General features: G+C 60.9%; 20 protein-coding genes and 1 rRNA gene. 13 read left to right on the top strand and 8 right to left on the bottom strand.

What is annotated here, in order from left to right; all coding sequences use genetic code 11:
- Positions 1-78: 78 nt before the first annotated feature.
- The 4 genes from rrf (at position 79) to TX23_RS08145 (ending at position 3,941) form a co-directional block, all read left to right on the top strand.
- A 5S ribosomal RNA gene (rrf, locus tag TX23_RS08160) occupies positions 79-194 on the top strand.
- A 181-nt stretch (positions 195-375) separates the two neighbouring features.
- The gene (locus tag TX23_RS08155) at positions 376-1,035 is read left to right on the top strand and encodes a paraquat-inducible protein A (protein WP_057701744.1); all 660 of its coding nucleotides are present in this window, start codon (positions 376-378) and stop codon (positions 1,033-1,035) included.
- The gene (locus TX23_RS08150) at positions 1,022-1,645 is read left to right on the top strand and encodes a paraquat-inducible protein A (RefSeq protein ID WP_057701743.1); all 624 of its coding nucleotides are present in this window, start codon (positions 1,022-1,024) and stop codon (positions 1,643-1,645) included. Before TX23_RS08155 ends, TX23_RS08150 begins: the two co-directional genes overlap by 14 nt.
- Complete coding sequence (locus TX23_RS08145) at positions 1,638-3,941, top strand: PqiB family protein (RefSeq protein WP_057701742.1); 2,304 nt, start codon at positions 1,638-1,640, stop codon at positions 3,939-3,941. Before TX23_RS08150 ends, TX23_RS08145 begins: the two co-directional genes overlap by 8 nt.
- Positions 3,942-4,127: 186 nt before the next feature.
- On the opposite strand, the gene mksF is transcribed toward TX23_RS08145, so the two are convergent.
- The 3 genes from mksF to mksB are packed head-to-tail and all read right to left on the bottom strand — an operon-like array spanning position 4,128 to position 8,939.
- A complete protein-coding gene (gene mksF, locus TX23_RS08140) occupies positions 4,128-6,968 on the bottom strand; it encodes an Mks condensin complex protein MksF (protein ID WP_005784503.1) in 2,841 nt (946 codons plus the stop codon).
- On the bottom strand, positions 6,965-7,672 hold the full coding sequence (mksE, locus tag TX23_RS08135) for an Mks condensin complex protein MksE (protein ID WP_057701741.1): 708 nt from the start codon (positions 7,670-7,672) through the stop codon (positions 6,965-6,967). The genes mksF and mksE overlap by 4 nt, the downstream gene beginning before the upstream one ends.
- On the bottom strand, positions 7,662-8,939 hold the full coding sequence (gene mksB, locus TX23_RS08130; RefSeq protein ID WP_057701740.1) for an Mks condensin complex protein MksB: 1,278 nt from the start codon (positions 8,937-8,939) through the stop codon (positions 7,662-7,664). The genes mksE and mksB overlap by 11 nt, the downstream gene beginning before the upstream one ends.
- Positions 8,940-9,126: 187 nt before the next feature.
- Between mksB and TX23_RS08125 the strand changes: the two genes are divergently transcribed.
- Both TX23_RS08125 and rimI read left to right on the top strand, forming a co-directional pair.
- Positions 9,127-9,873: a flagellar biosynthesis protein FlhF gene (locus tag TX23_RS08125; protein WP_057701739.1), complete on the top strand. Its 747-nt coding sequence runs from the start codon at positions 9,127-9,129 to the stop codon at positions 9,871-9,873.
- On the top strand, positions 9,866-10,318 hold the full coding sequence (gene rimI, locus TX23_RS08120) for a ribosomal protein S18-alanine N-acetyltransferase (RefSeq protein ID WP_003188286.1): 453 nt from the start codon (positions 9,866-9,868) through the stop codon (positions 10,316-10,318). Before TX23_RS08125 ends, rimI begins: the two co-directional genes overlap by 8 nt.
- A gap of 118 nt (positions 10,319-10,436) precedes the next feature.
- Here rimI and TX23_RS08115 read toward each other — a convergent pair whose 3' ends face one another.
- On the bottom strand, positions 10,437-10,841 hold the full coding sequence (locus tag TX23_RS08115) for a hypothetical protein (RefSeq protein ID WP_057701738.1): 405 nt from the start codon (positions 10,839-10,841) through the stop codon (positions 10,437-10,439).
- A gap of 138 nt (positions 10,842-10,979) precedes the next feature.
- Between TX23_RS08115 and can the strand changes: the two genes are divergently transcribed.
- Complete coding sequence (gene can / locus TX23_RS08110) at positions 10,980-11,624, top strand: carbonate dehydratase (protein ID WP_057701737.1); 645 nt, start codon at positions 10,980-10,982, stop codon at positions 11,622-11,624.
- Here the strand turns inward: can and TX23_RS08105 are convergent.
- The 3 genes from TX23_RS08105 to acpA all read right to left on the bottom strand — a co-directional run bounded on the left by TX23_RS08105 (position 11,621) and on the right by acpA (position 15,275).
- The gene (locus TX23_RS08105; RefSeq protein WP_057701736.1) at positions 11,621-12,145 is read right to left on the bottom strand and encodes an SET domain-containing protein; all 525 of its coding nucleotides are present in this window, start codon (positions 12,143-12,145) and stop codon (positions 11,621-11,623) included. The genes can and TX23_RS08105 overlap by 4 nt on opposite strands.
- Positions 12,146-12,285: 140 nt before the next feature.
- Entirely contained in the window at positions 12,286-13,455 is a 1,170-nt protein-coding gene (locus TX23_RS08100; protein ID WP_057701735.1) for a hypothetical protein, read from the bottom strand.
- A 119-nt stretch (positions 13,456-13,574) separates the two neighbouring features.
- Positions 13,575-15,275: an acid phosphatase gene (acpA, locus tag TX23_RS08095; RefSeq protein WP_057701734.1), complete on the bottom strand. Its 1,701-nt coding sequence runs from the start codon at positions 15,273-15,275 to the stop codon at positions 13,575-13,577.
- A gap of 154 nt (positions 15,276-15,429) precedes the next feature.
- Between acpA and TX23_RS08090 the strand changes: the two genes are divergently transcribed.
- A complete protein-coding gene (locus TX23_RS08090; RefSeq protein ID WP_057701733.1) occupies positions 15,430-15,720 on the top strand; it encodes a nucleotidyltransferase family protein in 291 nt (96 codons plus the stop codon).
- Between the two features lie 109 nt (positions 15,721-15,829).
- Here TX23_RS08090 and TX23_RS08085 read toward each other — a convergent pair whose 3' ends face one another.
- Entirely contained in the window at positions 15,830-17,248 is a 1,419-nt protein-coding gene (locus tag TX23_RS08085) for a short-chain fatty acid transporter (protein WP_057701732.1), read from the bottom strand.
- 186 nt (positions 17,249-17,434) lie between these two features.
- Between TX23_RS08085 and TX23_RS08080 the strand changes: the two genes are divergently transcribed.
- The 5 genes from TX23_RS08080 (at position 17,435) to TX23_RS08060 (ending at position 25,367) form a co-directional block, all read left to right on the top strand.
- On the top strand, positions 17,435-18,724 hold the full coding sequence (locus TX23_RS08080) for an MFS transporter (RefSeq protein ID WP_057701731.1): 1,290 nt from the start codon (positions 17,435-17,437) through the stop codon (positions 18,722-18,724).
- Positions 18,725-18,852: 128 nt separating this feature from the next.
- On the top strand, positions 18,853-19,758 hold the full coding sequence (locus tag TX23_RS08075) for a cation diffusion facilitator family transporter (protein ID WP_057701730.1): 906 nt from the start codon (positions 18,853-18,855) through the stop codon (positions 19,756-19,758).
- A gap of 109 nt (positions 19,759-19,867) precedes the next feature.
- Complete coding sequence (locus TX23_RS08070; protein WP_057701729.1) at positions 19,868-21,088, top strand: TolC family protein; 1,221 nt, start codon at positions 19,868-19,870, stop codon at positions 21,086-21,088.
- Between the two features lie 19 nt (positions 21,089-21,107).
- On the top strand, positions 21,108-22,214 hold the full coding sequence (locus TX23_RS08065; protein ID WP_057701728.1) for an efflux RND transporter periplasmic adaptor subunit: 1,107 nt from the start codon (positions 21,108-21,110) through the stop codon (positions 22,212-22,214).
- Positions 22,215-22,232: 18 nt separating this feature from the next.
- Complete coding sequence (locus TX23_RS08060; RefSeq protein ID WP_057701727.1) at positions 22,233-25,367, top strand: CusA/CzcA family heavy metal efflux RND transporter; 3,135 nt, start codon at positions 22,233-22,235, stop codon at positions 25,365-25,367.
- Positions 25,368-25,399 lie beyond the last annotated feature (32 nt).

Below are 25,399 nucleotides of genomic sequence, written 5' to 3'. Positions count from 1 at the left end.
CTCACAAAACACCGAAAGCTATCACATACCCAATTTGCTGAAGCGAGGCCAACTGGTCACGACTCAGTACCCGAATTTCTTGACGACCATAGAGCATTGGAACCACCTGATCCCATCCCGAACTCAGCAGTGAAACGATGCATCGCCGATGGTAGTGTGGGGTTTCCCCATGTGAGAGTAGGTCATCGTCAAGATTAAATTCCAAAACCCCTGTTTGCTAACGCAAACAGGGGTTTTGTTTTGGGCGGTCGAAAAGCGTCCACTTTGTCCCCGCACGCCTGTGATCCTTCAACCGCCCAACAAAATTGCACAGTTATTTCCGAGCCAGAGCACTAGAATAGCCACCTAACTATTTTTAGAGTCAGAGCCCTATCTATGCCCGATCCGGTTGATGCCGTTGAGGTGTCGGATTTACCCCTGGACGAACTGGTGGCATGCCATGAGTGCGACTTGCTGATGCGCAAGCCAACGCTCGCCCTCGGCGAAAAGGCCCAGTGCCCGCGTTGTGGCTACGAGCTGTACGCCCACCGCCATAATGTGGTCGAGCGAAGCCTTGCTTTAGTCATTGCGGCACTGCTGCTTTACATCCCGGCGAACTTTTTGCCCATCATGCAGCTCAATCTACTCGGGCAGTCCTCGGAGGACACCGTGTGGAGCGGCGTTGTTGGCTTATTCGATACCGGTATGCAAGGCGTTGCTGCCGTTGTGTTCCTGTGCAGCATGGGGATCCCCTTACTCAAGCTGCTCTGCCAATTGGCAGTGTTGCTCAGCATCCGCTGGAACATTGGCCGCAGTTACGGGCTGTTGCTGTACCGCATCTACCACCATATGAAGGATTGGGGGATGCTGGAGGTCTACTTGATGGGCGTACTGGTGGCGATCGTAAAGCTCGCCGACATGGCCTCCATCACGATAGGCCTGGGTCTGGTCTGCTTCGTCAGTCTATTAATGGTTCAAGTTCTGCTTGAGGTGGTCATGTCGCCCCATCAGATCTGGCAAGCGCTGTCAGGAGAGGATGACCATGCGGGCGATTGATGCAGGCATTCTGATTTGTACTGAATGCCATGAGCTCAATAAGCAAGAAGCGGATGCCGATGAGCAACTCTGCACTCGTTGCGGTGCGCTGATCCATGCGCGCCGCCCTAATAGCCTTGCACGCACCTGGGCGTTGCTCATCACTGCGGCGATCTTGTACATCCCCGCCAACATGCTACCCATCATGACCGTCAACTCTCTCGGCCAAGGCGACCCGAGTACCATCATGTCCGGCGTGATACAGCTGGTGCAGCACGGCATGTTTCCCATCGCCGCCGTGGTGTTCATCGCCAGTATCCTGGTGCCGACATTCAAGCTGGTAGGCATCGGCCTGCTACTGTTCTCGGTGCAGCGTCACCAACCGCTATCCGCGCAACAGCGCATTGTGATGTACCGCTTTATCGAATTCATTGGCCGCTGGTCCATGCTGGATATCTTCGTGATCGCCATCCTGGTGGCGGTCGTTAACTTTGGGCGACTTGCCAGTGTCGAGGCCAATCTCGGCGCTGCCGCGTTCGCCAGTGTGGTGATCTTGACGATGCTTGCCGCAGTAACTTTCGATCCCCGACTGATTTGGGATAACACGGAGTCGGACGACGACCATGAGTGATTTGCCTAAAGCTAAAACCCGCCCGGCCTCCAATTGGTCGGCCATTTGGGTACTGCCCCTGATTGCCCTGATCATTGGCGGCTGGCTGGGATGGCGTGCCTATTCCCAGCAAGGTCTTGAGATTCAGGTCCGCTTTGAGAGCGGCGAAGGTATCCAGGTGAACAAGACCGAAGTGGTCTACAAAGGCATGACCGTGGGCAAGGTCAAAACCTTGGCCCTGGATGACGAGGGCAGTAATCGCGGGGTAATCGCCACCATCGAGATGAATAAGGATGTTGAGCAGTACCTGAGGACCAACACCCGCTTCTGGTTGGTCAAGCCCAGCGTGAGCCTTGCCGGCATCACTGGCCTGGAAACCCTGGTCTCGGGCAACTATATCGCCGCCAGCCCCGGTGACGGAGAGCCTACGCGCAAGTTCAAGGCACTCTCTGAAGAGCCACCGTTATCCGACGCCAAGCCGGGCCTGCACCTGACGCTCAAGGCAGACCGCCTCGGTTCGTTGAACCGTGGCAGCCCGGTGTTCTACAAGCAGATTCAGGTCGGCCAGGTTAAAAGCTATCTGTTGTCCGAAGACCAGAGCATCGTCGAGATCAAGGTCTATATCGAACCGACCTACGCCAGCCTGGTACGCAAGCACACACGTTTCTGGAACGCCAGCGGCATCAGTATCGACGCCAACCTCTCCGGGGTGAAGGTGCGCAGCGAATCGCTATCCAGCATCGTAGCTGGTGGTATCGCCTTCGCCACGCCAGAGAATCGCCAGGACAGCCCACCCACCGACCCGAGCCTGCCTTTTCGCCTGTACGAGGACTTTGATGCCGCCGCAGCGGGCATCAAGGTCAAGGTCAAACTCACCGATTTTGAAGGCCTCCAGGCCGGGCGTACCCCGGTCATGTACAAAGGCATCCAGGTCGGTAGCCTGAAAACCCTGAAGATCGATCCGGACCTGGCCAGTGCCAGCGCCGAGTTGACCCTCGATCCTCTGGCCGAAGACTACCTGGTTCAGGACACGCAATTCTGGGTGGTCAAGCCGTCCATCTCCCTGGCGGGGATCACCGGCCTGGAGGCTCTGGTCAAAGGTAACTACATCGCGATCCGCCCGGGTGACAAAGGCACTGCGCCACAACGTGAGTATGTGGCTCGCGCCAAGGCGCCGCCTTTGGACCTGCGTTCCCCTGGCTTGCATATGGTGCTGCTCACCGACAACCTGGGCTCGCTGGATGTCGGCAGCCCGATTCTGTACAAACAGGTCAAGGTAGGTTCTGTGCAGAGCTACCAGTTTTCACGCAAGAAGAAGCAACTGGTGATCGGCGTTCATATCGAGAAAGAGTACGAGGGCCTGGTCAACGGCTCGACGCGTTTCTGGAACGCCAGCGGTGTCACCCTAACCGGTGGTCTCACCGGCGGCATCCAGGTCAAAAGCGAATCCCTGGCCAGTCTGATGGCTGGGGGTATCGCCTTCGAAACGCCGGAGCCGAACGTTCCCCTGAAACACCGTATCCCGCGCTTCCGCTTGTTCGCCGACCGCGACGCCGCGAATCAGCACGGTACCGTGGTGACGATCAAGGTTGACCGTGCCGACGGCCTGCGCCCCGGTACGGCCGTGCGCTTCAAAGGCCTCGACGTTGGCAAGGTCGAGAGCGTCGACCTGAGCGCCGACATGCAGTCCGTATTGCTGCGTGCCCGTATCACTCAGGTGGCTGATCGTATCGCCCGCGCAGGTAGCCAGTTTTGGGTGGTCAAGCCGGAGCTGGGTCTGATGAAGACCTCCAATCTTGAAACCCTGGTCACCGGTCAATACATCGAGGTGCAGCCAGCGGTGAAAAATGCCGGGTCGCAAAAAAGCTTCGTCGCCCTGGATCAGCCGCCGGAAGCTGTTCATCGGGAGCAAGGCTTGAGCCTCACGCTGAGTGCCGCACGCCGTGGTTCGCTCAAAGAAGGCGTGCCGGTCACTTATCGTGAAGTTACCGTGGGCAAGGTCACCGGCTATGAGCTGGGCCAGACCGCCGACCGTGTGCTGGTGCATATCCTGATCGAGCCCAAGTACGCGCCTCTGGTACGCAGTGGCAGCCGCTTCTGGAACACCAGCGGCTTTGGCCTCGACTTCGGTTTGTTCAAGGGCGCGACCGTGCGCACCGAGTCCCTGGAGACGCTGGTGGCCGGCGGGATCGCCTTTGCCACGCCGGATGGCGAGCGCATGGGCAACCCGGCACGACCGCAGCAGACGTTCCCGTTGTTCGACAAGTTTGAGGATGAATGGCTGACCTGGGCGCCCAAGATTCCACTCGGTAAATAAACCGAGGCGCGGCTATCGCGGGCAAGCCCGGCTCCCACAGTTGGAATGCATACTTGCTGAAAATGCATATCCCTGTGGGAACCGGGCTTGCCCGCGATGAGGCCCACAAACACACCGCAAATCCCAAGCCGAAAAAAAGGCCGCGATCCAAAAGATCGCGGCCTTTTTGCCTTTCAGTACAACCCGTCAGACTTCATCCAGCTCCGGCTCGTCCGCTTGCACATTCATCGTCGCCTTCACTACATCATGGCGACGGATGTACTTCCAGTCCGCCTCATCGATGTAGATCCCGTTCGGCCCGCTGCCGCCTTCCAGGTCGATGGCCACCTGGGCAGAGACCTGCGGCTTCACACTCGCCAGGATCGGCACGAAGCCCAGCTGCAAGCTGGTTTCCAGCAAGGCGGCCTGGTTCTTCTCATCGATGTCCGCCGCCTCATCGAGGTAGTACGGCAAGCGCACACGGCCGGCCTGGTCGCGGTCCATCAAGTGCAGCAACAAGTACATGTTGGTCAGCGCCTTGATGGTCATGGTGGTGCCGTTGGACGCGGCGCCGTCGATGTCGGTATGAATCACCGGTTGACCGTGCACCTTGGTGATCTCGAACGCCAGCTCGAACAAGTCCTTGAGGCCCAGTTGGTTATGGTTGGCCGCAACGAGGCGCGCCAGGTATTCCTTGGCTTCCTCGTTCTTGTTGTCCTGCTCGGCGCTCTGGCTGAGGTCGAACACCGACAGCGTCTCGCCTTCTTCATATTGACCGGCACTGTGGATGATCTGGTCGATATGCTTGAGGGCTTCCTTGTTCGGCGCCAGCACGATGCGAAAGCTCTGCAGGTTGGACACCTGGCGTTTGTTGATCTCGCGGTTGAACAACGCCAACTGGTGTTCAAGGCTGTCGTAGTCGCTACGGATATTGCGCAGGGTACGCGCGATATCGGTCACCGCGGCACGGCGTGCCTTGCCCAGTGTCAATGCCTCATCGGTGCGGTGCGCGTAAGCGTTGATCAGCAGCTGCAGGCGACGCTCCATGTCATCCTCGCTGTCGAACTTGGCCACACCCTTGAGGCGTACCTGGGCGTACAGCGCTTCAATCTGGCCGTCAGCGCGCAGCAAGCCCTGCCAGCTGTCCTGGTAGTCGTTGAGCAGTGGCAGCAGGTTGTCCATGGAATCGTCGACCGGGTCCATAAACGGCGTGCCGAACGGCAGGTCCGCCGGCAACAGCTGACGACGACGCAGCGCGTCATCCAGCGTGCGTTGCTTGGCTTCCATATCGCCGATCTGACGGCCGACCAATTGCAGCTTGGCCGACAGTTGCTGGACACGCTCGGTAAAGGCATCGCTGGAGCGCTTCAGCTCGTCCTGGGCCGCTTCCATTTGTGCGAGGTTTTCCAGTTTTTCGCCTTCTTCGGCGCTCAGGGTCTGGGTGCGGCGGAAGTCTTCCAATGCCTTCTGGGCATCCAGCACCTGCTGGTACAACGCTTCGGTCTGGGTCTTGCTCGCCGCGCGGTCGGACGCCACGGCCTGCTGGGTTTTGAGTTGCTTGAGTTCTTTTTCCAGGCGCTCTTTCTGATCGCGCAATGCGGCGCGGTCAGCCAGGGCCTGCAACGCAGGCGGCTCGATGTGCGAGATGTCGATGGACAGCCCCGGCACTTCAAAGCGCTCACCCTTGAAGCCATCAAGGATCTGCTCCAGGGATTTGACCCACTGGCCGTCCTCGTCCAGCGTGATGCCGTGCTCACCCAGCGGCAGGCTGAACAACGAGCTGTTGAACAGGCGCATCAAGCGTTCGACATCCTGTTGCGAGAACTCCTCGCGCAGCTTGGCGTAGCTGTTGTTATCGGCGTGATCGAGTTGCTGCCTGACCGACTTCAAGCGCTTTTCCAGGTCACGCAGGCGCTCGTCCAGGTCCTCGGCGCTGAACTGTCGCGACTGCGCCAATGCGCCCGCCAGTTCATCGTGAGCATCCTTGGCGGCGAGCAATTGCTGCTCCAGCACCTTGACGTCATCCACCAGGGCAAAGCGGTGCTTGAGCACCGACAACTCGCCCAACCAACGCTGGATGCCGCTGATTTCGCGCTCCAGGCGCATCAGCTCCTGGGTACCGCCCCGCTGGTCGTTCTGCAGCGCGTCCTGCTCGTTGCGGTAGTGCTCGGCCTGGATGGTCAGCTCTTCCTTGCGCGCACTGGCGTAGTCCGACCAGGTGCCCAGCAACGAATCCAGCAGCGGTGACAGGCGATGCAGTTTGCCGCGCAAGGCGTCGCGTTGTTTGACGCCATTGGCCAAGGCTTCAACCAATGGCCCGGCGGCAACGAGGGAGTTGTAGTCCTGCTCCATGCGTCGCACATCGCGGAAGGCTTCTTCGCACGCAGCGATGTAGTCGACGCTGCCGGAACGCAGGCTGTGTTCGAACGCATCGAGGAACAGTTGCTTGAGCTTGGCCGCAGTGATTTCACGCATGTGCAGCAGGTTGATAAACAGCGCGCGGAACGTCTTCAAACTCTGTTCGCTGGTGGAGCGCAGCGGAATCAGGGTCAGATCCAGCGGGATCGACGTATGGCCGCCCACCAGCAAGCGCCGCAGTTCATCGGGCTTGAGTTCGTAGGCTTTGAGGCCTTCGCGCTCAAGGTTGGTGAACAGCTCTTTCTGGCGCAGGCAGGTATCGTTTTTCTGGTAGTGAGCCAGGTCCAGTTTGCCCGCATAGGCAAAGAACTGGTGACCGAAACCGCCGCCCGGCCCGCGTCCGACCACGCCGATAACGTGCGGGCCGTGGGGCAGGGAGACTTCCACCAGGATGTAGCTGGTGTCGGTGGCGAAGTAAAAGCGCCGCGATTGTTCCAGGGTGTACTTGCCGAAACTCATGTCCGACATGCGCGCCAGGATCGGGAACTGCAAGGCGTTGATCGACGCGGATTTACCCAGGTTGTTCGCGCCATACACCGACAGCGGCTCTTCCAGCGGGAACAAGCCCAGGCTGTAGCCGGCGGTGTTCAATAGGGCGAAGCGGCGGATGCCGTAGCGTTCCTTACTCATGCGTCGGTTTCCTGTTCTTCGGCAATGGCACGGGCCAGGGCGTCTTCTTCGCTTTCTTCATCGAAGGCGCTAAGGTCCAGCGGGTCATCGGTCTTCAGCAGTTTTTCATCGCTGTCTTGGTCGATGATCACCGGCACCGGCAGCGGCAATACGCTGTGCACGCTGGCGGCAAGGTCGCGGTCCTGCTGCACCGACAGGCACACGTCGAGGAAACGGTGCATCGGCGGCAGGAAGCGGTAGATGCCGTTGTCTTCGCTGGCAAAACCCAGTTGGGTCATGCGGCGCATGATTTTTTCTTCGAGTTCTTCCTGGGTCTGCACTTCGGCCTGGATAAACAGGTCGCGGTACTTCTCCAGCAACGAAGGCAATTCGTCGCGCCCCAGGCTGCCGCCGTCAAGCACGGCAACCGGGTCGCGGCCCTGGTCGGCCAGGTGCTCGACGATGATGAAGGTAAACAAGGCCAGGCGCTGGGCGGTCTTGTTGACCTGCGCAGCAGCCACGGCGGAGTCCGGGACGAAGTAGTAGAAACCGCGGGTATCGCATACCAGCTCAAAGCCCAGGGCCTTGAACAGCGTGCGGTACTGGTCCTGGAAGTTCGACAGCTGCGCGTACAGCTCCGGGTCGCGGCGGCTGACGTGGTAACCCTTGAACAGCTCGCGAAAAATCGGCGCCAGCTGGGACAGTTCGGATAGATCAAGATGCATAAGGGGTGCTCGCAGAATTCTCGGGGGCGTCAACGCCGGCCGGGAGCAGGGCGAAAGAGCGCAGGCTGACCTGGTGCTCGTGGGTGTGGTAATCGCGACGTTCCAGGCGCTCGCGCTTGAAGCGTTTTTCCCGGGACAGGCGCGAGAACCAGTACAGCAACTCGTCGGTGGCACCGTCCGGCTCCTGCTCCAGCAGCCAGGTCATCAGGTCCGGCATTGGCAGCGCGTCTTCGCAGCGCTCAAGCATTTCCTTGACCGTACGCGGCGCGCGCGGGGCTTCGCCCTTGTGGGATTTGTGCGCCTTGGGGAATCGCGCCGGTTTCGGCTCGAAATTGGCCAGGGCATACACATAAGCCTCGACCTGGCTGGCACTGCCCAAAAAGGTGCTTTGCGGTCGGGTAAACATCGGCATCGCCGCTTGCGGCACCGCGTCCAGGCCTTTGCGGCGGATCGCTGACAAAGCCAGCGCCGCGCCGCGAGTCACTGCGTTATGCCGGCGTGCTTCTTCGCGCAGCGGCAGCAGCAACTCCCGCGCATGGCGCAAGGTCAGTTGGGCGCTGGTCTGCATTTCGAGGATGCGCGCGTGGGTGCGCAGCAGCATGTCGTCGTCCACCAGGTGGCCGAGACGCTGTTGCTCGGTGAGCATGCGCAGCAGCACGTTTTCCACCTTGCGCACGCCTTGCTCGAAGGCGCCGTCGGCGTTCACCAACTGGATCATCGGCTCGACGTATTCGTCCCAGGTCGCCAATACTTCGGCGTAGCGCTGGCGCAACGGAATCTGGCGGTCGCTGGTCTTGGCGCGATCGGCCACGGCGGCGAGGGCCTGTTCGTCGTTGGCGAGTTTTTTCAGCACGTCGCGCACGCGCATATCCAGCAAGCGCAGTTGCCGGGCCAGGTCATGGCCGTCGCGGATGTCGAAGGCGTCCTGGATATAACCGGCCAGGCGCTCCAGGTGGCGCAGGTAGGCTTCGATTTCCAGGCACAGGCCAAGCCGGTGCTCCTTGCGAAGATAGGCGAGGAAGTCGTGGATCTGCGCGTTGAGCTCGAAACGGTTCGGGCTCTTGGCGACAGGCACCAGGATATCCAGGCGAATCCACACGTCCAGCAGGCTGGTAATGTCCTGGGGCGTGCTGTCCAGTTGTTGGGCGGCCAACTGTGCGCGCAGCTCGGCCAGGCTCAGGGTGCCTTGGTCGAAGTGTTCGCACAGAGGCTCAAGTAAGGCCCAGTGTTCGGCGAGGGCGCGCAGGACGCGCTTGGGTTCGATCATGGGAATGGCCGGCTGGTTGGCGATTAAAAGTCGCGATTGTACTGCATCACGCGCGGGATTTATCCACAGCCGGTCAGTGCGCAGTGGGCGATTGTGGTTGAACAGCGGTAGAATCCCCGCTCTTTACTTATCCACAAGTGGCCGAGCTGTGCTTATCGAGTCCCGACGTCGCGCTTACTTGACCGCCATGCAGGTGGTCAACTGGCTGCCCCGCACCGAACTGCCGTTTGCCGCACCATCGCGGCCCGAGTTGTTGCAGGCGCTTGAGCCCTACGAGGCGTTCGAGTCGTCGGGGGAGGAAGCGGCCGCGCCCGTGGCGGTGGTCAAGCCCACCCCTGAGGCGCGCCCGGTGGTCGAACGGGCCAGGATCGAAGTGCCGCGCCCTGCGCCGGTGACCAAGGCTGCCAAGGTGGTCGAAGAGTCTGCGCCGGTGGCCAAGGCGCCAGTGATCCCGCCGCCACGTTTTGCCCTGCAATTGCTGCGGGCCGGGCGTTGCCTGTTGCTGGTGGAACTGCCGACCGGCGAGCGTTTCCAGTCCCGTGACCCGGCTTACCTGTTGCTCAAGGACATGCTGCGCGCCGCCGGCCTGCCCGACAGCCCGCAAATCATCGGTGAGCCGGTGCGCTGGCCGCTGCTGGTACGCGGCACCATGGATCAGGGCCCGGAAGCTGCGCGGGATTTTGTTCAGGGCTTTGTCTCGGCGCGCCTGGAAGACGAACCCTGCGTGTGCCTGTGGCTGATCGGCTTGCCCGCCGTGCGGTTTGCCGGTGAAGCCAATGCCGAGGCCTGGTACCGCGAATTGCAGGTCGATAGCCTGGGTTCGGTATGGGCCCTGCCGGGCCTGGAATTATTAATGGAAGAGCCACAGCGTAAGGCTGATGTCTGGCAAGCCATGCGCCGGCTGATGGCGCGCTGGAAAACAACTGATGAGTGAGGCTTTATCCTTTCGCCCGATGACCGAGGCTGACCTCGACGCGGTGCTGAAAATCGAATACGCAGCGTTTAGCCATCCCTGGACGCGGGGGATCTTTCTCGACGGGCTGGGCAAATACCAGATCTGGCTGATGTTCGAAGGCGAGCAGCAAGTGGGCCATGGGGTGGTGCAGATCATTCTTGATGAAGCACACCTGCTGAACATCACCGTTAAACCGGAAAACCAGGGCCGTGGTTTGGGCCTGGCGCTGCTGGAACACCTTATGTCCCGTGCTTATGCGGCCAATGCCCGGGAGTGCTTCCTCGAAGTGCGGGACAGCAATACCGGCGCGTTTCGCCTGTATGAGCGTTATGGCTTCAACGAGATCGGCCGTCGCCGGGATTACTACCCCGCTGTGGGTGGCCGCGAAGATGCAGTCGTGATGGCGTGCACCCTGGTCGACTAAAGGCAAAGGCCCTATGTGCAAAGCCTCTGTGGGAGCCGGGCTTGCCCGCGATGCAGGCACCTCGGTCTTTAAGTAACACCGCAGTGATACCATCGCAGGCAAGCCAGCTCCCAGAGGGTCAGCGCTTGCCGTTCAGTGGGTCCAGATCAGCCAGTTCCGCCTCATCCAGCCCACTCCCGCCGCCAATGTCATTTTCTCCCACGACGCTCAAGTCATAGTCGGCGGCGTTGTCGTCGCCTTCCTCGCGCGCATCCCGCGCGCCGTCCTCACGGATCAGCGTTTCCGGGCTCATATCGTCATCGGTGGATTCATGATCATCGGTCGAAGCCCCGGTCATTCCGGCTTCGCGCACCCGTTCGTCGGGCATCAGATGCTCGCGCTCGGCACGCGGGATTTCATCGCCGATTTCCGCAGTCTGGTCTTGCTCGTCAAAATCCAGCTCGCGCATCGAACCCATGCGGTCTTCGTTGTCGTCGATCGGTTCCGGCTGGGTTGCGCCGTAGGGACGTCGTGATTCAGTCATGGCCAATCCTCATACTGTGGGGCTTATAGTGTGTGGACAGGCTGTGCGCCCCAAAGATTCAAGCTAATTTGCGCCAGGCGTGACCCGGACGAGGGGTTGTCAGTCACAAAACTGCGCATCATTCCTGAGGCTTCCCTGATGAACGAACTACAAGACCTGCTTGATAACAACGAACGCTGGGCGGATGCGATCAAACAGGAAGATCCCGAATTCTTCGCCAAGCTCGCCCGCCAGCAAACCCCGGAATACCTGTGGATCGGTTGCTCCGACGCCCGGGTGCCGGCCAACGAGATCGTCGGCATGTTGCCCGGTGATCTGTTCGTGCACCGCAACGTGGCTAACGTGGTGCTGCACACCGACCTTAATTGCCTGTCGGTGATCCAGTACGCGGTGGACGTGCTCAAGGTCAAACACATCCTCGTCACCGGCCACTATGGCTGCGGCGGCGTGCGTGCGTCGATGCAGGATCGCCAGTTCGGCCTGATCGACGGCTGGCTGCGTACTATTCGCGACCTCTACTACGAGAACCGCGACGTGCTCGCCCAACTGCCGACTGAAGAAGAACGCGTCGACCGCATGTGCGAACTCAACGTGATCCAGCAGGTGGCCAACGTAGGCCACACCAGCATTGTGCAAAATGCCTGGCACCGTGGGCAGAGCCTGTCGATCCATGGCTGCATCTATGGCATCAAGGACGGTCGCTGGAAGAGCTTGAACACCACCATCAGTGGCTTCGAGCAACTGCCGCCGCAATACCGCCTGCGCCCGTTGGGCGAAGACTAAGAGCGCTTGTGCTCGCGCCACCAGGCCATGAAGGCCTGGCCTTCGGCGTTCAGCGTCTGCTTGCTGCCGGTGATCCAACCCCGGCAGTTCAGCTCGCCGCAATGGCAAGCGAACTGTCGGGTCAGGGCGTCTTCGGTCGTGGCGTAATCCAGCGTCAGCAGGCTACCGGCGGCTATCGGTTGCACGCTCCATAGCTCCAGGTACGTAGTGTCCAGGAACACGTTCGGATTGCAGGAATGCTGGAGCAGGCCGCAAAACCAACAATCGTACAAGTGAATACGTGTCGACAACTGCAGCGTATGCGGGCGCCGTTCGCTGACGGCATAGCCCGAAACCTGGGCAATGCGCACGCGGCTGTCAAAGGCCGTGCGAGCCATGACCCCGGCCGCCGCGCCGTGGGCGTCTTGCGTGACCTGGAAATGCGCGTTCGAGGGGTAACCTTGCTCCACGAGCAGTGTATTGAAGGGGTACAGGCAGCTACCCGCCGCGGTCTTAGCCTTATCCCTGGCTTGAGTTTTCATCGCTCTCCTGAACCAGGCTGCATGGACCTGTGCGTATTGGCTGACAGCCAGTCTTGCAGCAAATGGGTGCGGTTCAAGACTCGCCGAAGTGAGATCCGATTTCTACTGTCAAATCTGACAGTAGAAATCGCTGGCTCGCATTAAAGCGCGGGAGAGGTGACGGTGGGGGCCGGTGCGGCATTTCTCAGCTGCTTCAACTGCGCCTTGACTGACGGGGTGGCGCACTTGGCGTTGGCTTGCTCCGGGGTCAGGTTGCGCACCGAGGTGTAGAACAGCTCGCAGGTCTGCTCTTTGCGCGTGACCTGCCAGGTGTTCAAGCAGGCTTTGAGCAACACATTCGCATCGCTGGCGGGTTTCTGACCCATTCCGGCTTGCCAGCAGGCCGCGCTTAAATCCTGGCCCATCACTTTCAATCCGGCATCGTCGGCTTTTTGCTCATCGCCGTCATAGCTCGTCGGGTCCGCCGCGTACCAGATGTAGCTGGGGTGATTGGCGCCCAGTACGGATACGCTTTTGCCCGCTGCCGGGCTGATCTGCGCCAGCTCCAGCACGCCCACGCTCTGGCCATATTGTTGCTTGATCCAACTGCGCACCGGTGCGCCGAACGCCACCATCGGCAGTGAGCCGTTGGCGTGCAGGCTCAGTTCCCTGACCATGCGGGTCTGGTAGTCGGTGAAGTAGCTATAGACGCTTTCCAGATCCTTACCGGCATTGGACGGCGCGGCGATGGGCGCGATATCGATGATGGTCTGGTAAGCCGGTGTTTCGCTGACCGGGATGCCGTTGTCGGTGAGCAAGGCCGCCCAACGGTCAGTGGTGGCCGACTCCAGGTAGTCCTGGGCCTGGGTGAGCGAATAATCCGGTGGGAAATGCAGCAGTTCGATGCTTTTGCGATTCTCCAGGGCCATGCCCAGCGGCAGAAACAGGTACCAGTTATAAGCCCACTTGCCATCATCGTTGAGCCGGCTGGCACCCTGGTAAGCCAGGTCGGCGGTATCGAGTAAGGTGGTCAAGGATCGGCCGTAAGAATCAGGTACGCCGCTGAAATTCGCCGAGACCTGACCATCGCGGCTTTTCACACTGACCCTGGCTCGGCTGTAGCCGTCACGCTGCAGGCTCTGGTTCAAATAATGCTCAGCGGTCTGCTCCAGCGTCCATGGCCGAAAGCAGATCACATTGCAGTTATTGGGAAATGCGAATAGCTGGGTGACGCGCTGCGTACTGCCCAGAGGCACCTCGATGTCGGCCTGTACGACCGCACTCACCAGCAGTGCGGCGAGGGTGAAGGACAGCCTGGTCGGTTTAAACATAGTTGGTTCCTTGTCAGCGAAGCCCGTCTGCGCGGGATAAAAGCCCACCTGCACACAGTAGCGGCTGACCGGAAAAATCGCGTGTTAAATCGCCAGGCATGTCGTTATTGGATAAGCCCCTAGGGTTGAAATTGCAACGCGTTGGTCAGGTCGCCCATGGGTTTCTGGCCGCGGGCGATCATTGCGTCGTCACGCTGCTTGAGGCCGTCCAGCGTCTCCAATTGGAACACCCGGGTGATCAAACGCAGGATCGACGCGGTGTCGTACACCGTGTGGTCAACGGTGCCTTTGCGCGCAAACGGCGACACCACCAAAGCCGGCACACGCGAGCCCGGGCCCCAGCGGTCACCCTTGGGCGGCGCGACATGATCCCACCAGCCGCCGTTTTCATCGACGGTGACCACCACCACCATGTTTTTCCACTGCGGGCTCTCTTGCAGCACTTTCAGGGCGCGGGCGATATGGCGGTCGCCCGAGGCCACATCGGCATAACCAGCGTGCATGTTGAGGTTGCCCTGGGGTTTATAGAAACTCACCGCAGGCAGCTTGCCGGCCTGGGCATCGGCGAAGAATTTATTGGTGCTCGATTCATCGCCCAAGCCGCCGTCGCGCAGGCGCTTGGCACGTTCTGCGGGGTTTTGCGGCCCTTGCTGCTTGAAGTAGTTGAACGGCTGGTGGTGGTACTGGAAATTCGGAATCTTGGGGATCCCGCCCGAATCCTTGAACTGCTCCAGGGTGGCTTGCCACGCACCGGCGTACCAGGCCCAGTCGATGTTCTTTTTCGACAGTTTGTCGCCAATGTGCTCGTGGGTTTGCGGCACCAGCACGTTGGGCAGATCAGGCTTTGAGTAATCCGGGTTTTGCGGGTCGCGGATCCAGGTAGGCCAATAGGGCGGCGCCAGAGTGTTCACGGCGTAACCGTCCGGGGTCAGCGCACTCGGGCCGAACTGCGGCGGGCCGCTCATGGCGCTGGCCGGAGATGCGTCCAGCGGCTTGAGGCGTGTGTCGGCGGGGTCATCGCTTTGCAGCGTGGCGATCTGCGCCTTGGCCACTGACTGCGCGGCATTGGGATAAACCGGGGCCGTGGCGCTGATCAGGTACTGGTGGTTAAGAAACGAGCCGCCAAACGCGCCCTGGAAGAAGTTATCGCACAGCACAAACTCCTTGGCCACGTCCCACAAGCGCAGGGCATAACGGCTCTGGGCGTAATGGCCCATCACCAGCCCACCGGAATCGCCCCAGGCGACAAAACCATCATTCTTGCCGCCGTTGATCTGCATCTGGTTCTGGTAGAACACGTGCCACAGGTCGCGAGTCACCAAGCTCAATGGCAGGTCTTCGGCGTTCGGGCCCTTGAGGGCAAACGGTGCATTGGGCAAATTTTCCTGAAATTGCACGCCGGCGGGGTAAGTCACCCCGTCCACCGTTTGCGGGCCGACTTGCAACACACCGCCCCAGGTGGGCGGCAGGCTGGCCAGCACACTACCGTCGCGGTCGCGCTGCTGGGTGTCAGTGGCAGATAACGCCGACAGCGGTTTCTCAAGCCCAGGGAAATCGGCAAACAGGTTGTTGAAGCTGCGGTTCTCGGCGTAGATCACCACCACGGTCTTCACCTGCTCGCGCAGCGCTTTGTCCAGTTCCTGGGGCGTGAGCGGCCGGGTCACGGGTGGGCCAGGTGCTTCGCTGGTATTGCCGCAGGCACTCAAAGTCGCACCCACCCCCAACACCGCCGCACCGCCGAGGAAGCGCCGACGGCTGGTGTCTACCGTCGGTTGGGTGGCGGAATCGGAGGAGGGAAGGTCTTCGTGCTCATCACTCATTGCGGGGGAGTCCTTGGCGAGATGTTGCAAGATATTTCGCAGGACGGTAGCAACGGAATGTGACGGAACAAAGACAGGCGGGTGATGGGGGGCGTGTCTACACGGCTCAAGCGCTGCTAAGGTTGCAAGGTGTTGAACGTCGCCAAGGTGAACTGTGAAGCCTTCTACCGCACTTGATCTGAACAGGATCGCTATTCGTGTGATGGTTACTCGCTTTCGAGCCTTTAATCCGCGAGTCTTTGGCTCTGCTTCAATGGGCGAAGACAGAGAGGGGAGTGATCTTGACCTGCTTGTTGATGTACTCCCTGGCACCACGTTATTTGACTTGGGTGGCCTACAGGTAGAGTTGGAGGAGTTGTTGGGCGTTAAGGTTGACCTGCTTACACCCGGTGATCTGCCAGCAAAACTACGCCATCAGATATTGGCTGACGCCAAATCGGTATGACAGGGCGCAGAACATACTGTGGCAGCGGGCTTGCTCGCGAAGGCTGTGTGTCAGTCGCCGGATTTTTTCTGACAGTCCACATTCGCGAGCAAGCCCGCATCGACCCCTTTTAAGGCATCACAGGCGGCAAATACTTCAGCGTCGTCCCCAACGCCCACAGCAAAAACAACACCAGCGGCGTATGCACCAGCAACTGCACAAACGAAAATCCGATCAAATCCCGCGCCTTCAGCCCCAGCACACCCAGCAACGGCAGCATATAAAACGGGTTGATCAAGTTCGGCAGTGCCTCGGCGGCGTTGTAGATCTGCACCGCCCAGCCCAGGTGATATTGCAGGTCATTGGCCACTTGCATCACATAAGGCGCTTCGATAATCCACTTGCCGCCGCCCGATGGAATAAAGAAACCCAGCACCGCCGAATACACGCCCATCAGCAGCGCGTAGGTGTCGTGGGAGGCGATGGAGGTAAAGAACGTCGAGATATGGTGCGCCAGGGTCTGGCCATCACCGCCCTTGACCACCGTCATCAGCGCAGCAATCGAGCCGTACAGCGGGAACTGGATCAGCACGCCGGTGGTGGTCGGCACCGCACGGGCCACGGCATCAAGAAAGCTGCGCGGGCGCCAGTGCAGCAGGGCGCCGACCATGATGAACAGGAAGTTATAGGTGTTGAGCCCGGAGATGGCACTGATCGCCGGCTTGGTCGAGAACTCATGGAACAGCCAGCCGGCTGCCAGCAATGCCAGCAATATCGTCAGCAACGGGCTGTGTTCCAGCCATTCGCCTGGACGCGTCGGCGCTTGTGGCTTGGGCAGGTTAAAGGCCGGGTCGACACCACAGGCCTTGGCATCCCGGGCGCTGTTGGGGCCAGGCGCGGTGGCGTAGGCGATGATCAGCGAAACCACGATCAGCGCCAGCAGCAGCACACCGGATTGCCACAGAAAGATGGTCTCGGTAAACGGGATCATCCCGGTGATCGACAGGATCGACGGCGGCAAGCTCGCCGGGTTGGCCTGTAACTGCGCGGCTGACGATGACAGCCCCAGCGCCCACACGGCACCGAGGCCCAGGTATGCCGCAGCGCCGGCGGCGCGGTAGTCCATGCGCAAGTCGGTACGACGGGCCAACGCCCGCACCAGCAAACCGCCGAACACCAGGGACAGGCCCCAGTTAAGCAACGAGGCCACCATGGAAATCAACGCCACCCAGGCCACCGCCGAGCGGCCATTCTTGGGGATGCGCGCCAGGCGGTCGATCAGCTTCACCGCGGGCGGTGAGCTGGCGACCACGTAACCGCCGATCACCACAAAGGCCATCTGCATGGTGAACGGGATCAGGCTCCAGAACCCGTCGCCAAACGCCTTGGCCGCTTCGGCGGGCGCCGCGCCCATGCCCAGGGTCGCTACGGCGACGATGATCACGGCGAGGGCGGCAAACACCCAAGAGTCGGGAAACCAGCGCTCGGCAAAATTGGAGCAACGCAGGGCAAATCGAGCGTAGCGGCTTTCTTCGATAGCATCGGCCATGAAGCTTTCCTCTTGTATTTATTATGGGGTTTGGCAGTTTTACGGCATGTTCCTCTACCCCCATTGATTTGGGAATGTAGTTATCTTCAACGATCGATGAGTAAAACAAATATATCCATCGTGATTGCCATCGATGGACTCAGCTCATAACCTGCACGCCATTTTGTTTGTCTGCCGAGCCTGCACATGACTGCCACCTTTTCCCCACGGGCGCAGCGTTTTTCCCGCTCCGACTACAAAACCCTGGGCCTGGCCGCCCTCGGCGGAGCCCTGGAAATCTACGACTTCATTATTTTTGTGTTCTTCGCGCTGACCCTCAGCCAATTGTTTTTCCCTCCGGAAATGCCCGAGTGGCTGCGCCTTTTGCAAAGCTTCGGCATCTTCGTCACCGGTTACCTCGCGCGTCCGCTGGGCGGCATCCTGATGGCGCACTTTGCCGACCATTTGGGACGCAAGCGTGTCTTCAGCTTGAGCATCCTGATGATGGCCTTGCCCTGCCTGCTGATCGGCATCATGCCGACCTACGCGCAAATCGGCTATTTCGCCCCCTTGATCCTGCTGGCGCTGCGCGTGCTGCAAGGTGCCGCAGTAGGCGGCGAAGTGCCCAGCGCCTGGACCTTCGTCGCCGAGCACGCACCGCGTCATCACCGTGGCTACGCCTTGGGCTTCCTGCAAGCCGGCCTGACCTTTGGTTACTTGCTGGGGGCACTGACCGCCACCTTGCTGGCGCAAGTTTTTACACCTGCTGAAATCCTCGACTACGCCTGGCGCTTGCCTTTCCTGCTCGGCGGCGTATTCGGCGTGATTGGCGTATGGCTGCGGCGTTGGCTCAGCGAAACCCCAGTGTTTCTGGAAATGCAGGCGCGTCGCCAGGCCGCTGCCGAAATGCCATTGCGCACCGTGCTGCGCGAGCATCGCGCCGTGCTGCTGCCGGCCATGATCCTGACCTGCGTACTCACCTCAGCCGTCGTGGTGCTGGTGGTCATCACCCCGACCATGATGCAGAAAACCTTCGGCATGAGCCCCAGCCATACTTTCGCCCTGAGCGCGTTGGGCATCGTCTTTCTGAACATCGGCTGCGTCCTCGCAGGCTTGCTCGTGGACCGCATCGGCGCCTGGCGCGCGGTATTGGTCTACAGCCTGTTGCTGCCGGTAGGTATTTTTATCCTGTATGCCAGCCTGATCAGCGGCGGCGTGTGGCTGGGCGCGGCGTACGCCGTGGCAGGCTTGAGCTGCGGCGTAGTGGGCGCGGTGCCGTCGGTGATGGTGGGCCTGTTCCCGGCGCAGGTGCGGGTGTCGGGGATCTCCTTCACCTACAACATTGCCTACGCGCTGTGGGCGAGTACCACACCGCTGCTGTTGATCGCGCTGATGCCGACCAGCCCGTGGATCTGCGTGGGATATTGCGTGGTGATGGGGGCGGTGGGGGTAGCGAGTGTGGCGTTGTTTGGAAAGCGCCACGCGTTGGCTGCCTGAAGATCGGTTCAGGAGAGCGCTCGAAGCTAACGACGTTCTGGCGTGCAGATGACAATTTTGCAAACCATGCCCGTGAATCTGGCCTATAGCTCTATGATCCGCCCCATCCCAACCCACGAGAACATCCCATGAGCGCAGGACACAGCCACGCCCAGGTACGCGCCGGTCACGAACGCAAGTTATGGATCGCACTGGGGCTGACCGGCAGCTTCATGCTGGCCGAAGTCATCGGCGCCTTTATCACCGGCAGCCTGGCGCTGTTGTCGGACGCGGCGCACATGATGACCGACGCTCTGGCCCTGGCGATTTCCCTGGTGGCGATCCAGGTCGCCAAGCGTCCTGCAGATCGCAAGCGCACCTTCGGGTATGCGCGGTTCGAGATTCTTGCAGCGGCGTTCAATGCATTGCTGTTGTTCGCCGTGGCGTTCTACATCCTGTACGAGGCTTTCCAGCGGCTGCAGGCGCCGGCCGAAATCCAGTCCACCGGCATGTTGGTGATTGCGTTGCTGGGGCTGGTCGTCAACCTCATCTCCATGCGCCTGCTCAGCGCCGCCAGCGGCGAGAGCCTCAACGTCAAGGGCGCCTATCTGGAAGTCTGGAGCGATATGCTCGGCTCCGTCGGCGTGATCATTGCTGCGTTGGTGATCATGTTCACCGGCTGGGGTTGGGTCGATTCCGTGGTCGCGGCCGCCATCGGCTTTTGGGTATTGCCGCGCACCTGGACATTGCTCAAGGCGAGCATGAACATCCTGCTGCAAGGTGTGCCGGAGGGCGTTGATATCGAGCAGGTGGAGCAGGGCATTCGCAGCGTGCCTGGGGTCAAGGACGTGCACGACTTGCACATATGGGCTCTCACCAGCGGCAAGAACGTGCTGAGTACGCATTTGGTTGCGGATGCGTCGCAGGGCACTGAGCAACAGATCCTCAGCCGAGTGACGGAATTGCTGCACGAACAATTTGATATTTCTCATGCCACGATCCAGGTCGAGGGCGAGGGCTTTGCGCATGACGACCATGACGACGTGCATGCCTGAGCCTGGCTAACGGATTTGTAATCTTTCACCCACGGCCCTGATAAGTACCGACAGCTACATTGCCCCCGCTGGGAAACCCCAGCAACTTCATGGGCGTGGAACTCTCGTTATGGCAATTTCCGTTAGAACACTCTTGGGGGCGGCGGCAGTGTGGGTCGCTGCAAGCGCCGCCCAGGCACAACCTCTGACCCTCGATGCAGCCTTGCAAACCGCCTTTGCCAACAACCCGGACCTGGCGGCCGCACAATGGGACATCGACATCGCCCAGGGCGGCCGTCAGCAAGCCGGTTTGATCCCCAACCCGGTGGCTTCCTGGGACGCTGAAGACACCCGCCGCAACAGCCGCACCACCAGCATCAAGCTCAGCCAGACCCTGGAACTGGGCGGCAAGCGCGGTGCGCGTGTCGAGGTGGCCACCCGCGCCCAGGACGCTGCCGCGCTGAGCCTGGAGCAGCGCCGCAACGTGCTGCGCGCTGAGGTGATCGACAGCTATTACGGCGCCCTGCGTGCCCAGGAACGCCTCGATCTGGCGCAGCGCTCAATGGCGCTCGCCGAACGCGGCCTGGTGGTCGCCAACGGGCGTGTTACCGCGGGCAAATCATCGCCGGTGGAGGCCACCCGCGCCCAGGTGCAGGTATCGGAAATTCGCCTGGAATTGAATCGCGCTCAGGTGGGTCTCACTGACGCCTACCGTCGGCTGGCCGCCAGCACCGGCAGCGCCGCCGCCGACTTTCAGGCGGTCGCCACGCAAGGTAGTTCCACACCGGCATTGCCTGGCGCCGCGCAATTGTTGGCGCGGCTTGAGCAGACCGCCGAGTTGCGCCTGGCCGAACTGAACATTGTGCAGAACGAAGCCAGCGTGGGCCTGGAAAAAGCCCAGCGCATCCCGGACCTGGACGTGTCCATCGGCAGCCAGTACGACGCCAGCGTGCGCGAGCGGGTCAACCTGGTGGGCGTGTCGATGCCGATCCCCCTGTTCAACCGCAACCAGGGCAACATCCTCGCGGCCAGCCGTCGCGCCGACCAGGCGCGCGATTTGCGCAATGCCGCCGAGCTGCGCCTGCGCACCGAAACCCGCCAGGCCCTGGACCTGTGGCAAACGGCGAACACCGAAGTGCGCACCTTCAACCAACAGATCCTGCCTGCCGCGCAGAGTGCGGTCGACAGCGCCACCCGTGGTTTCGAGATGGGCAAGTTCAACTTCCTCGACGTGCTCGACGCCCAGCGCACCTTGATCGCGGCGCGCACCCAGTACCTTGCGGCGACCGCCCAGGCCACCGACGCCTGGGTGCGCATCGAACGAATTTACGGCGACCTCGCCCGGTTTTGATTTTTTCTGGAGTCCCCTGATGAACAAAAAACATGGCATGGCGCTCGCCGTCGCCTTGGGCCTGCTGCTATCGGGCTTGGCCCACGCCGAGGAAGAAGAAGGCAAGCTTGAACTCACCGAACAGCAGATCCAGGCGGCCGGTATTGAACTGGCCCAGGCGCAACCGCGCTCAATCAGCACCGTGCTGACGCTGCCCGGCGAGGTGCGTTTTGATGACGACCGCACCTCCCACATCGTGCCCCGTGCGGCGGGTGTAGTGGAGGCGGTGAAGGTCAATCTTGGCCAGTCAGTGAAGAAGGGCGAGCTGTTGGCAGTGATTGCCAGCCAGCAGATTTCCGATCAGCGCAGCGAGCTGGCGGCCAGTGAGCGCCGGGTCGAACTGGCGCGCACCACCTTCCAGCGCGAGCGTCAGTTGTGGCAGGACAAAATCTCTGCCGAACAGGATTACCTGCTGGCGCGGCAAACCCTGCAAGAAGCCGAAATCGCCCTGAACAATGCGCGGCAAAAAATGACCGCCCTCAGCGGCAGTGCGGTGCTGGCCGGTGGTAATCGCTATGAGCTGCGGGCGCCGTTCGCCGGAGTCGTGGTGGAAAAACACCTGGGCGTCGGCGAGGTGGTCAGTGAAACCAGCAACGCGTTCACCCTCTCGGACCTGTCCCAGGTGTGGGTCACCTTCGGCGTATTTCCCAAGGACTTGAACAAGGTTCGCGTGGGCAAACCGGTGAAAGTCAGCTCGACGGAAATGGGCACCGAAGTACTGGGCACCGTGGCCTATGTGGGCAACTTGCTCGGTGAGCAGACGCGCACCGCCACCGTGCGTGTGACCGTGCCCAACCCCGACGATGCCTGGCGCCCGGGCTTGTTTGTGGCCGTGCAAGTCGCCACCGATACCTACCAGGCCAAGGTCACCGTACCGCAAGCCGCCATCCAGACCGTCGAGGACAAACCCTCGGTGTTTATGCGCACCGCGGACGGTTTTATCACGCGCCATCTTGAACTGGGCGTGAGTGAAAACGGCTACGTCGAAGTGCGTAAAGGCCTGGAGGCCGGCGCACAGGTGGCGACGGCTGGCAGCTTTATCCTCAAGTCCGAACTGGGCAAAGGCTCGGCCGAACACGCCCATTGATCCTGCGAGTGATTCCCCATGTTTGAGCGCCTCATCCAATTTGCCATCGAGCAGCGCATCATCGTGCTGTTGGCGGTGTTGTTGATGGCCGGTGTCGGCATCGCCAGCTATCAGAAGCTGCCCATCGACGCGGTGCCTGACATCACCAACGTACAGGTGCAGATCAACTCGGCGGCGGCGGGTTTTTCGCCGCTGGAAACCGAGCAGCGCATCACCTTTCCCATCGAAACCGCCATGGCCGGTCTGCCCGGCTTGCAGCAGACGCGTTCGCTGTCGCGTTCGGGCTTGTCCCAGGTGACCGTGATCTTCAAGGACGGCACCGACCTGTTCTTTGCCCGCCAATTGGTTAACGAACGCCTGCAAGTGGCGCGTGAGCAATTGCCCGCGGGCATCGAAACCGCGATGGGGCCGATTTCCACCGGGCTTGGGGAAATCTTCCTGTGGACCGTGGAGGCCAAGGACGGTGCACGCAAGGAAGACGGCACGCCGTACACACCGACTGATTTGCGGGTGATCCAGGACTGGATCATCAAACCGCAACTGCGCAATGTGCCGGGCGTGGCCGAGATCAATACCATCGGCGGCTTCGCCAAGGAATATCAGATAGCACCGGACCCCAAGCGCCTGGCCGCCTACAACCTGACGCTCAATGACCTGGTCACCGCGCTGGAGCGCAACAACGCCAACGTCGGCGCCGGTTACATTGAGCGCAGCGGCGAACAGTTGCTGATCCGCGCGCCGGGGCAAGTGGCGTCCATTGATGACATCGCCAACATGGTCATCAGCACCTCGGACGGCACGCCGATTCGGGTGCGCAACGTGGCTGAGGTCAATATCGGCCGTGAATTGCGCACCGGCGCCGCCACCGAAAACGGTCGTGAAGTGGTGCTGGGCACGGTGTTCATGTTGATCGGCGAGAACAGCCGCAGCGTGTCTCAGGCAGTGGCGAAAAAACTTGAGGAGATTAACCGCTCACTGCCCGAAGGCGTGGTGGCGGTCACCGTCTACGACCGCACCAACCTGGTGGAAAAAGCCATTGCCACCGTGAAGAAAAACCTCTTCGAAGGTGCGTTGCTGGTGGTGGCGGTGTTGTTCCTGTTCCTGGGCAATATTCGTGCGGCGCTGATCACGGCGATGGTGATTCCGCTGGCGATGCTGTTCACCTTCACCGGCATGTTCACCAACAAAGTCAGCGCCAACCTGATGAGCCTCGGTGCGCTGGATTTCGGCATTATTGTCGATGGTGCGGTGGTGATCGTCGAGAACGCCATCCGTCGTCTGGCCCATGCGCAGCAGCGTCACGGCCGCCTGCTGACCCGCAGTGAGCGCCTGCACGAAGTATTTGCCGCCGCCAAGGAGGCGCGGCGCGCGCTGATCTTCGGGCAACTGATCATCATGGTGGTGTACCTGCCGATCTTCGCGCTCACAGGTGTGGCCGGGAAGATGTTCCACCCCATGGCCTTCACGGTGGTGATTGCCTTGCTCGGCGCGATGATTCTGTCGGTGACCTTCGTACCGGCGGCGATTGCGTTGTTCGTCACCGGCAAGGTCAAGGAAGAAGAAAACTTCGTCATGCGCAGCGCACGCCGGGTATATGACCCGGTGCTCAACTGGGTGATGACGCGTCGCCCCTTGGTATTTGGTCTGGCGCTGCTGACCATCGTTGTATCGGGCCTGGTTGCCAGCCGCATGGGCAGTGAATTTATCCCCAGCCTCAGCGAAGGCGACTTCGCCCAGCAAGCGCTGCGCGTGCCCGGCACCAGCCTGACGCAATCGGTGCAGATGCAGCAGCAACTGGAAAAAACCTTGCTGGCCCAAGTGCCGGAAATCGAGCGGGTATTTGCGCGCACCGGTACGGCCGAAATTGCCTCCGACCCGATGCCGCCGAATATTTCCGACAGCTACGTGATGCTCAAACCCAAGGATCAATGGCCTGACCCGAAGAAGTCCCGCGAGGCAATCATCGCTGATATCCAACGGGCCAGCGCGATTGTGCCGGGCAGCGCGTACGAGCTGTCGCAACCGATTCAGCTGCGTTTCAACGAGCTGATTTCCGGGGTGCGCAGTGATGTGGCGGTGAAGGTATTTGGCGATGACATGGCGGTGCTCAACACCACCGCCGGCGAAATCGCCGAAACCTTGCAGAAGCTCAACGGTGCCTCGGAAGTGAAGGTAGAACAGACCTCCGGCCTGCCGGTGCTGACCATCAATATCGACCGCGACAAGGCTGCCCGCTTTGGCCTGAACGTGGGCGATGTGCAGGACACCATCGCTGTCGCCGTCGGTGGACGTCAGGCCGGTACCTTGTACGAAGGTGATCGGCGTTTCGACATGGTCGTGCGCTTGTCCGACGCGCTGCGCACCGATATCGACGGCTTGTCACGCTTGCTGATTCCGGTGCCGGCGCTGGCCGGCAACACCTCGGGGCAATTGGGCTTTATCGCCTTGTCCCAGGTCGCCAGCCTCGACCTGGTGCTGGGCCCCAATCAGGTCAGTCGCGAGAACGGCAAGCGCCTGGTGATCGTCAGCGCCAACGTGCGCGGGCGCGATATCGGCTCGTTTGTCGAAGAGGCCGAAGCCGCCATCACTGCCCAGGTGAAAGTCCCCGCCGGCTACTGGACCACCTGGGGCGGCCAGTTCGAACAACTCAAGGAAGCCTCCGAGCGCCTGCGTATCGTGGTGCCGGTGGCGTTGCTGCTGGTGTTCGGGTTGCTGTTCATGATGTTCAACAACCTCAAGGATGGCCTGCTGGTGTTTACCGGCATCCCGTTCGCGCTGACCGGTGGGATCATGGCGCTGTGGCTGCGGGATATACCGCTGTCGATTTCGGCGGGGGTGGGCTTTATCGCATTGTCGGGCGTGGCGGTGCTCAACGGGCTGGTGATGATTGCCTTCATCCGTAACCTGCGCGAAGAAGGCCGCTCATTGCCGGTAGCGATCCACGAAGGCGCGCTGACCCGTTTGCGCCCGGTGCTGATGACCGCGCTGGTGGCATCTCTCGGATTTATCCCCATGGCACTCGCCACCGGCACCGGCGCCGAAGTGCAGCGCCCGTTGGCGACGGTGGTGATTGGCGGGATTATTTCCTCCACCTTACTGACGTTGCTGGTGCTGCCGGCGTTGTATCAGTGGGCTCATCGCCGCGAAGAGTGAGTTGCCTGATACCTTGAAGACACCACAAAGCA

This window comes from Pseudomonas paralactis (assembly GCF_001439735.1).
GTDB classification, from domain to species: domain Bacteria; phylum Pseudomonadota; class Gammaproteobacteria; order Pseudomonadales; family Pseudomonadaceae; genus Aquipseudomonas; species Aquipseudomonas paralactis.
The sequence above is the reverse complement of the archived record's forward strand: the minus strand, read 5'-3'. Positions and strand labels throughout refer to the sequence as shown.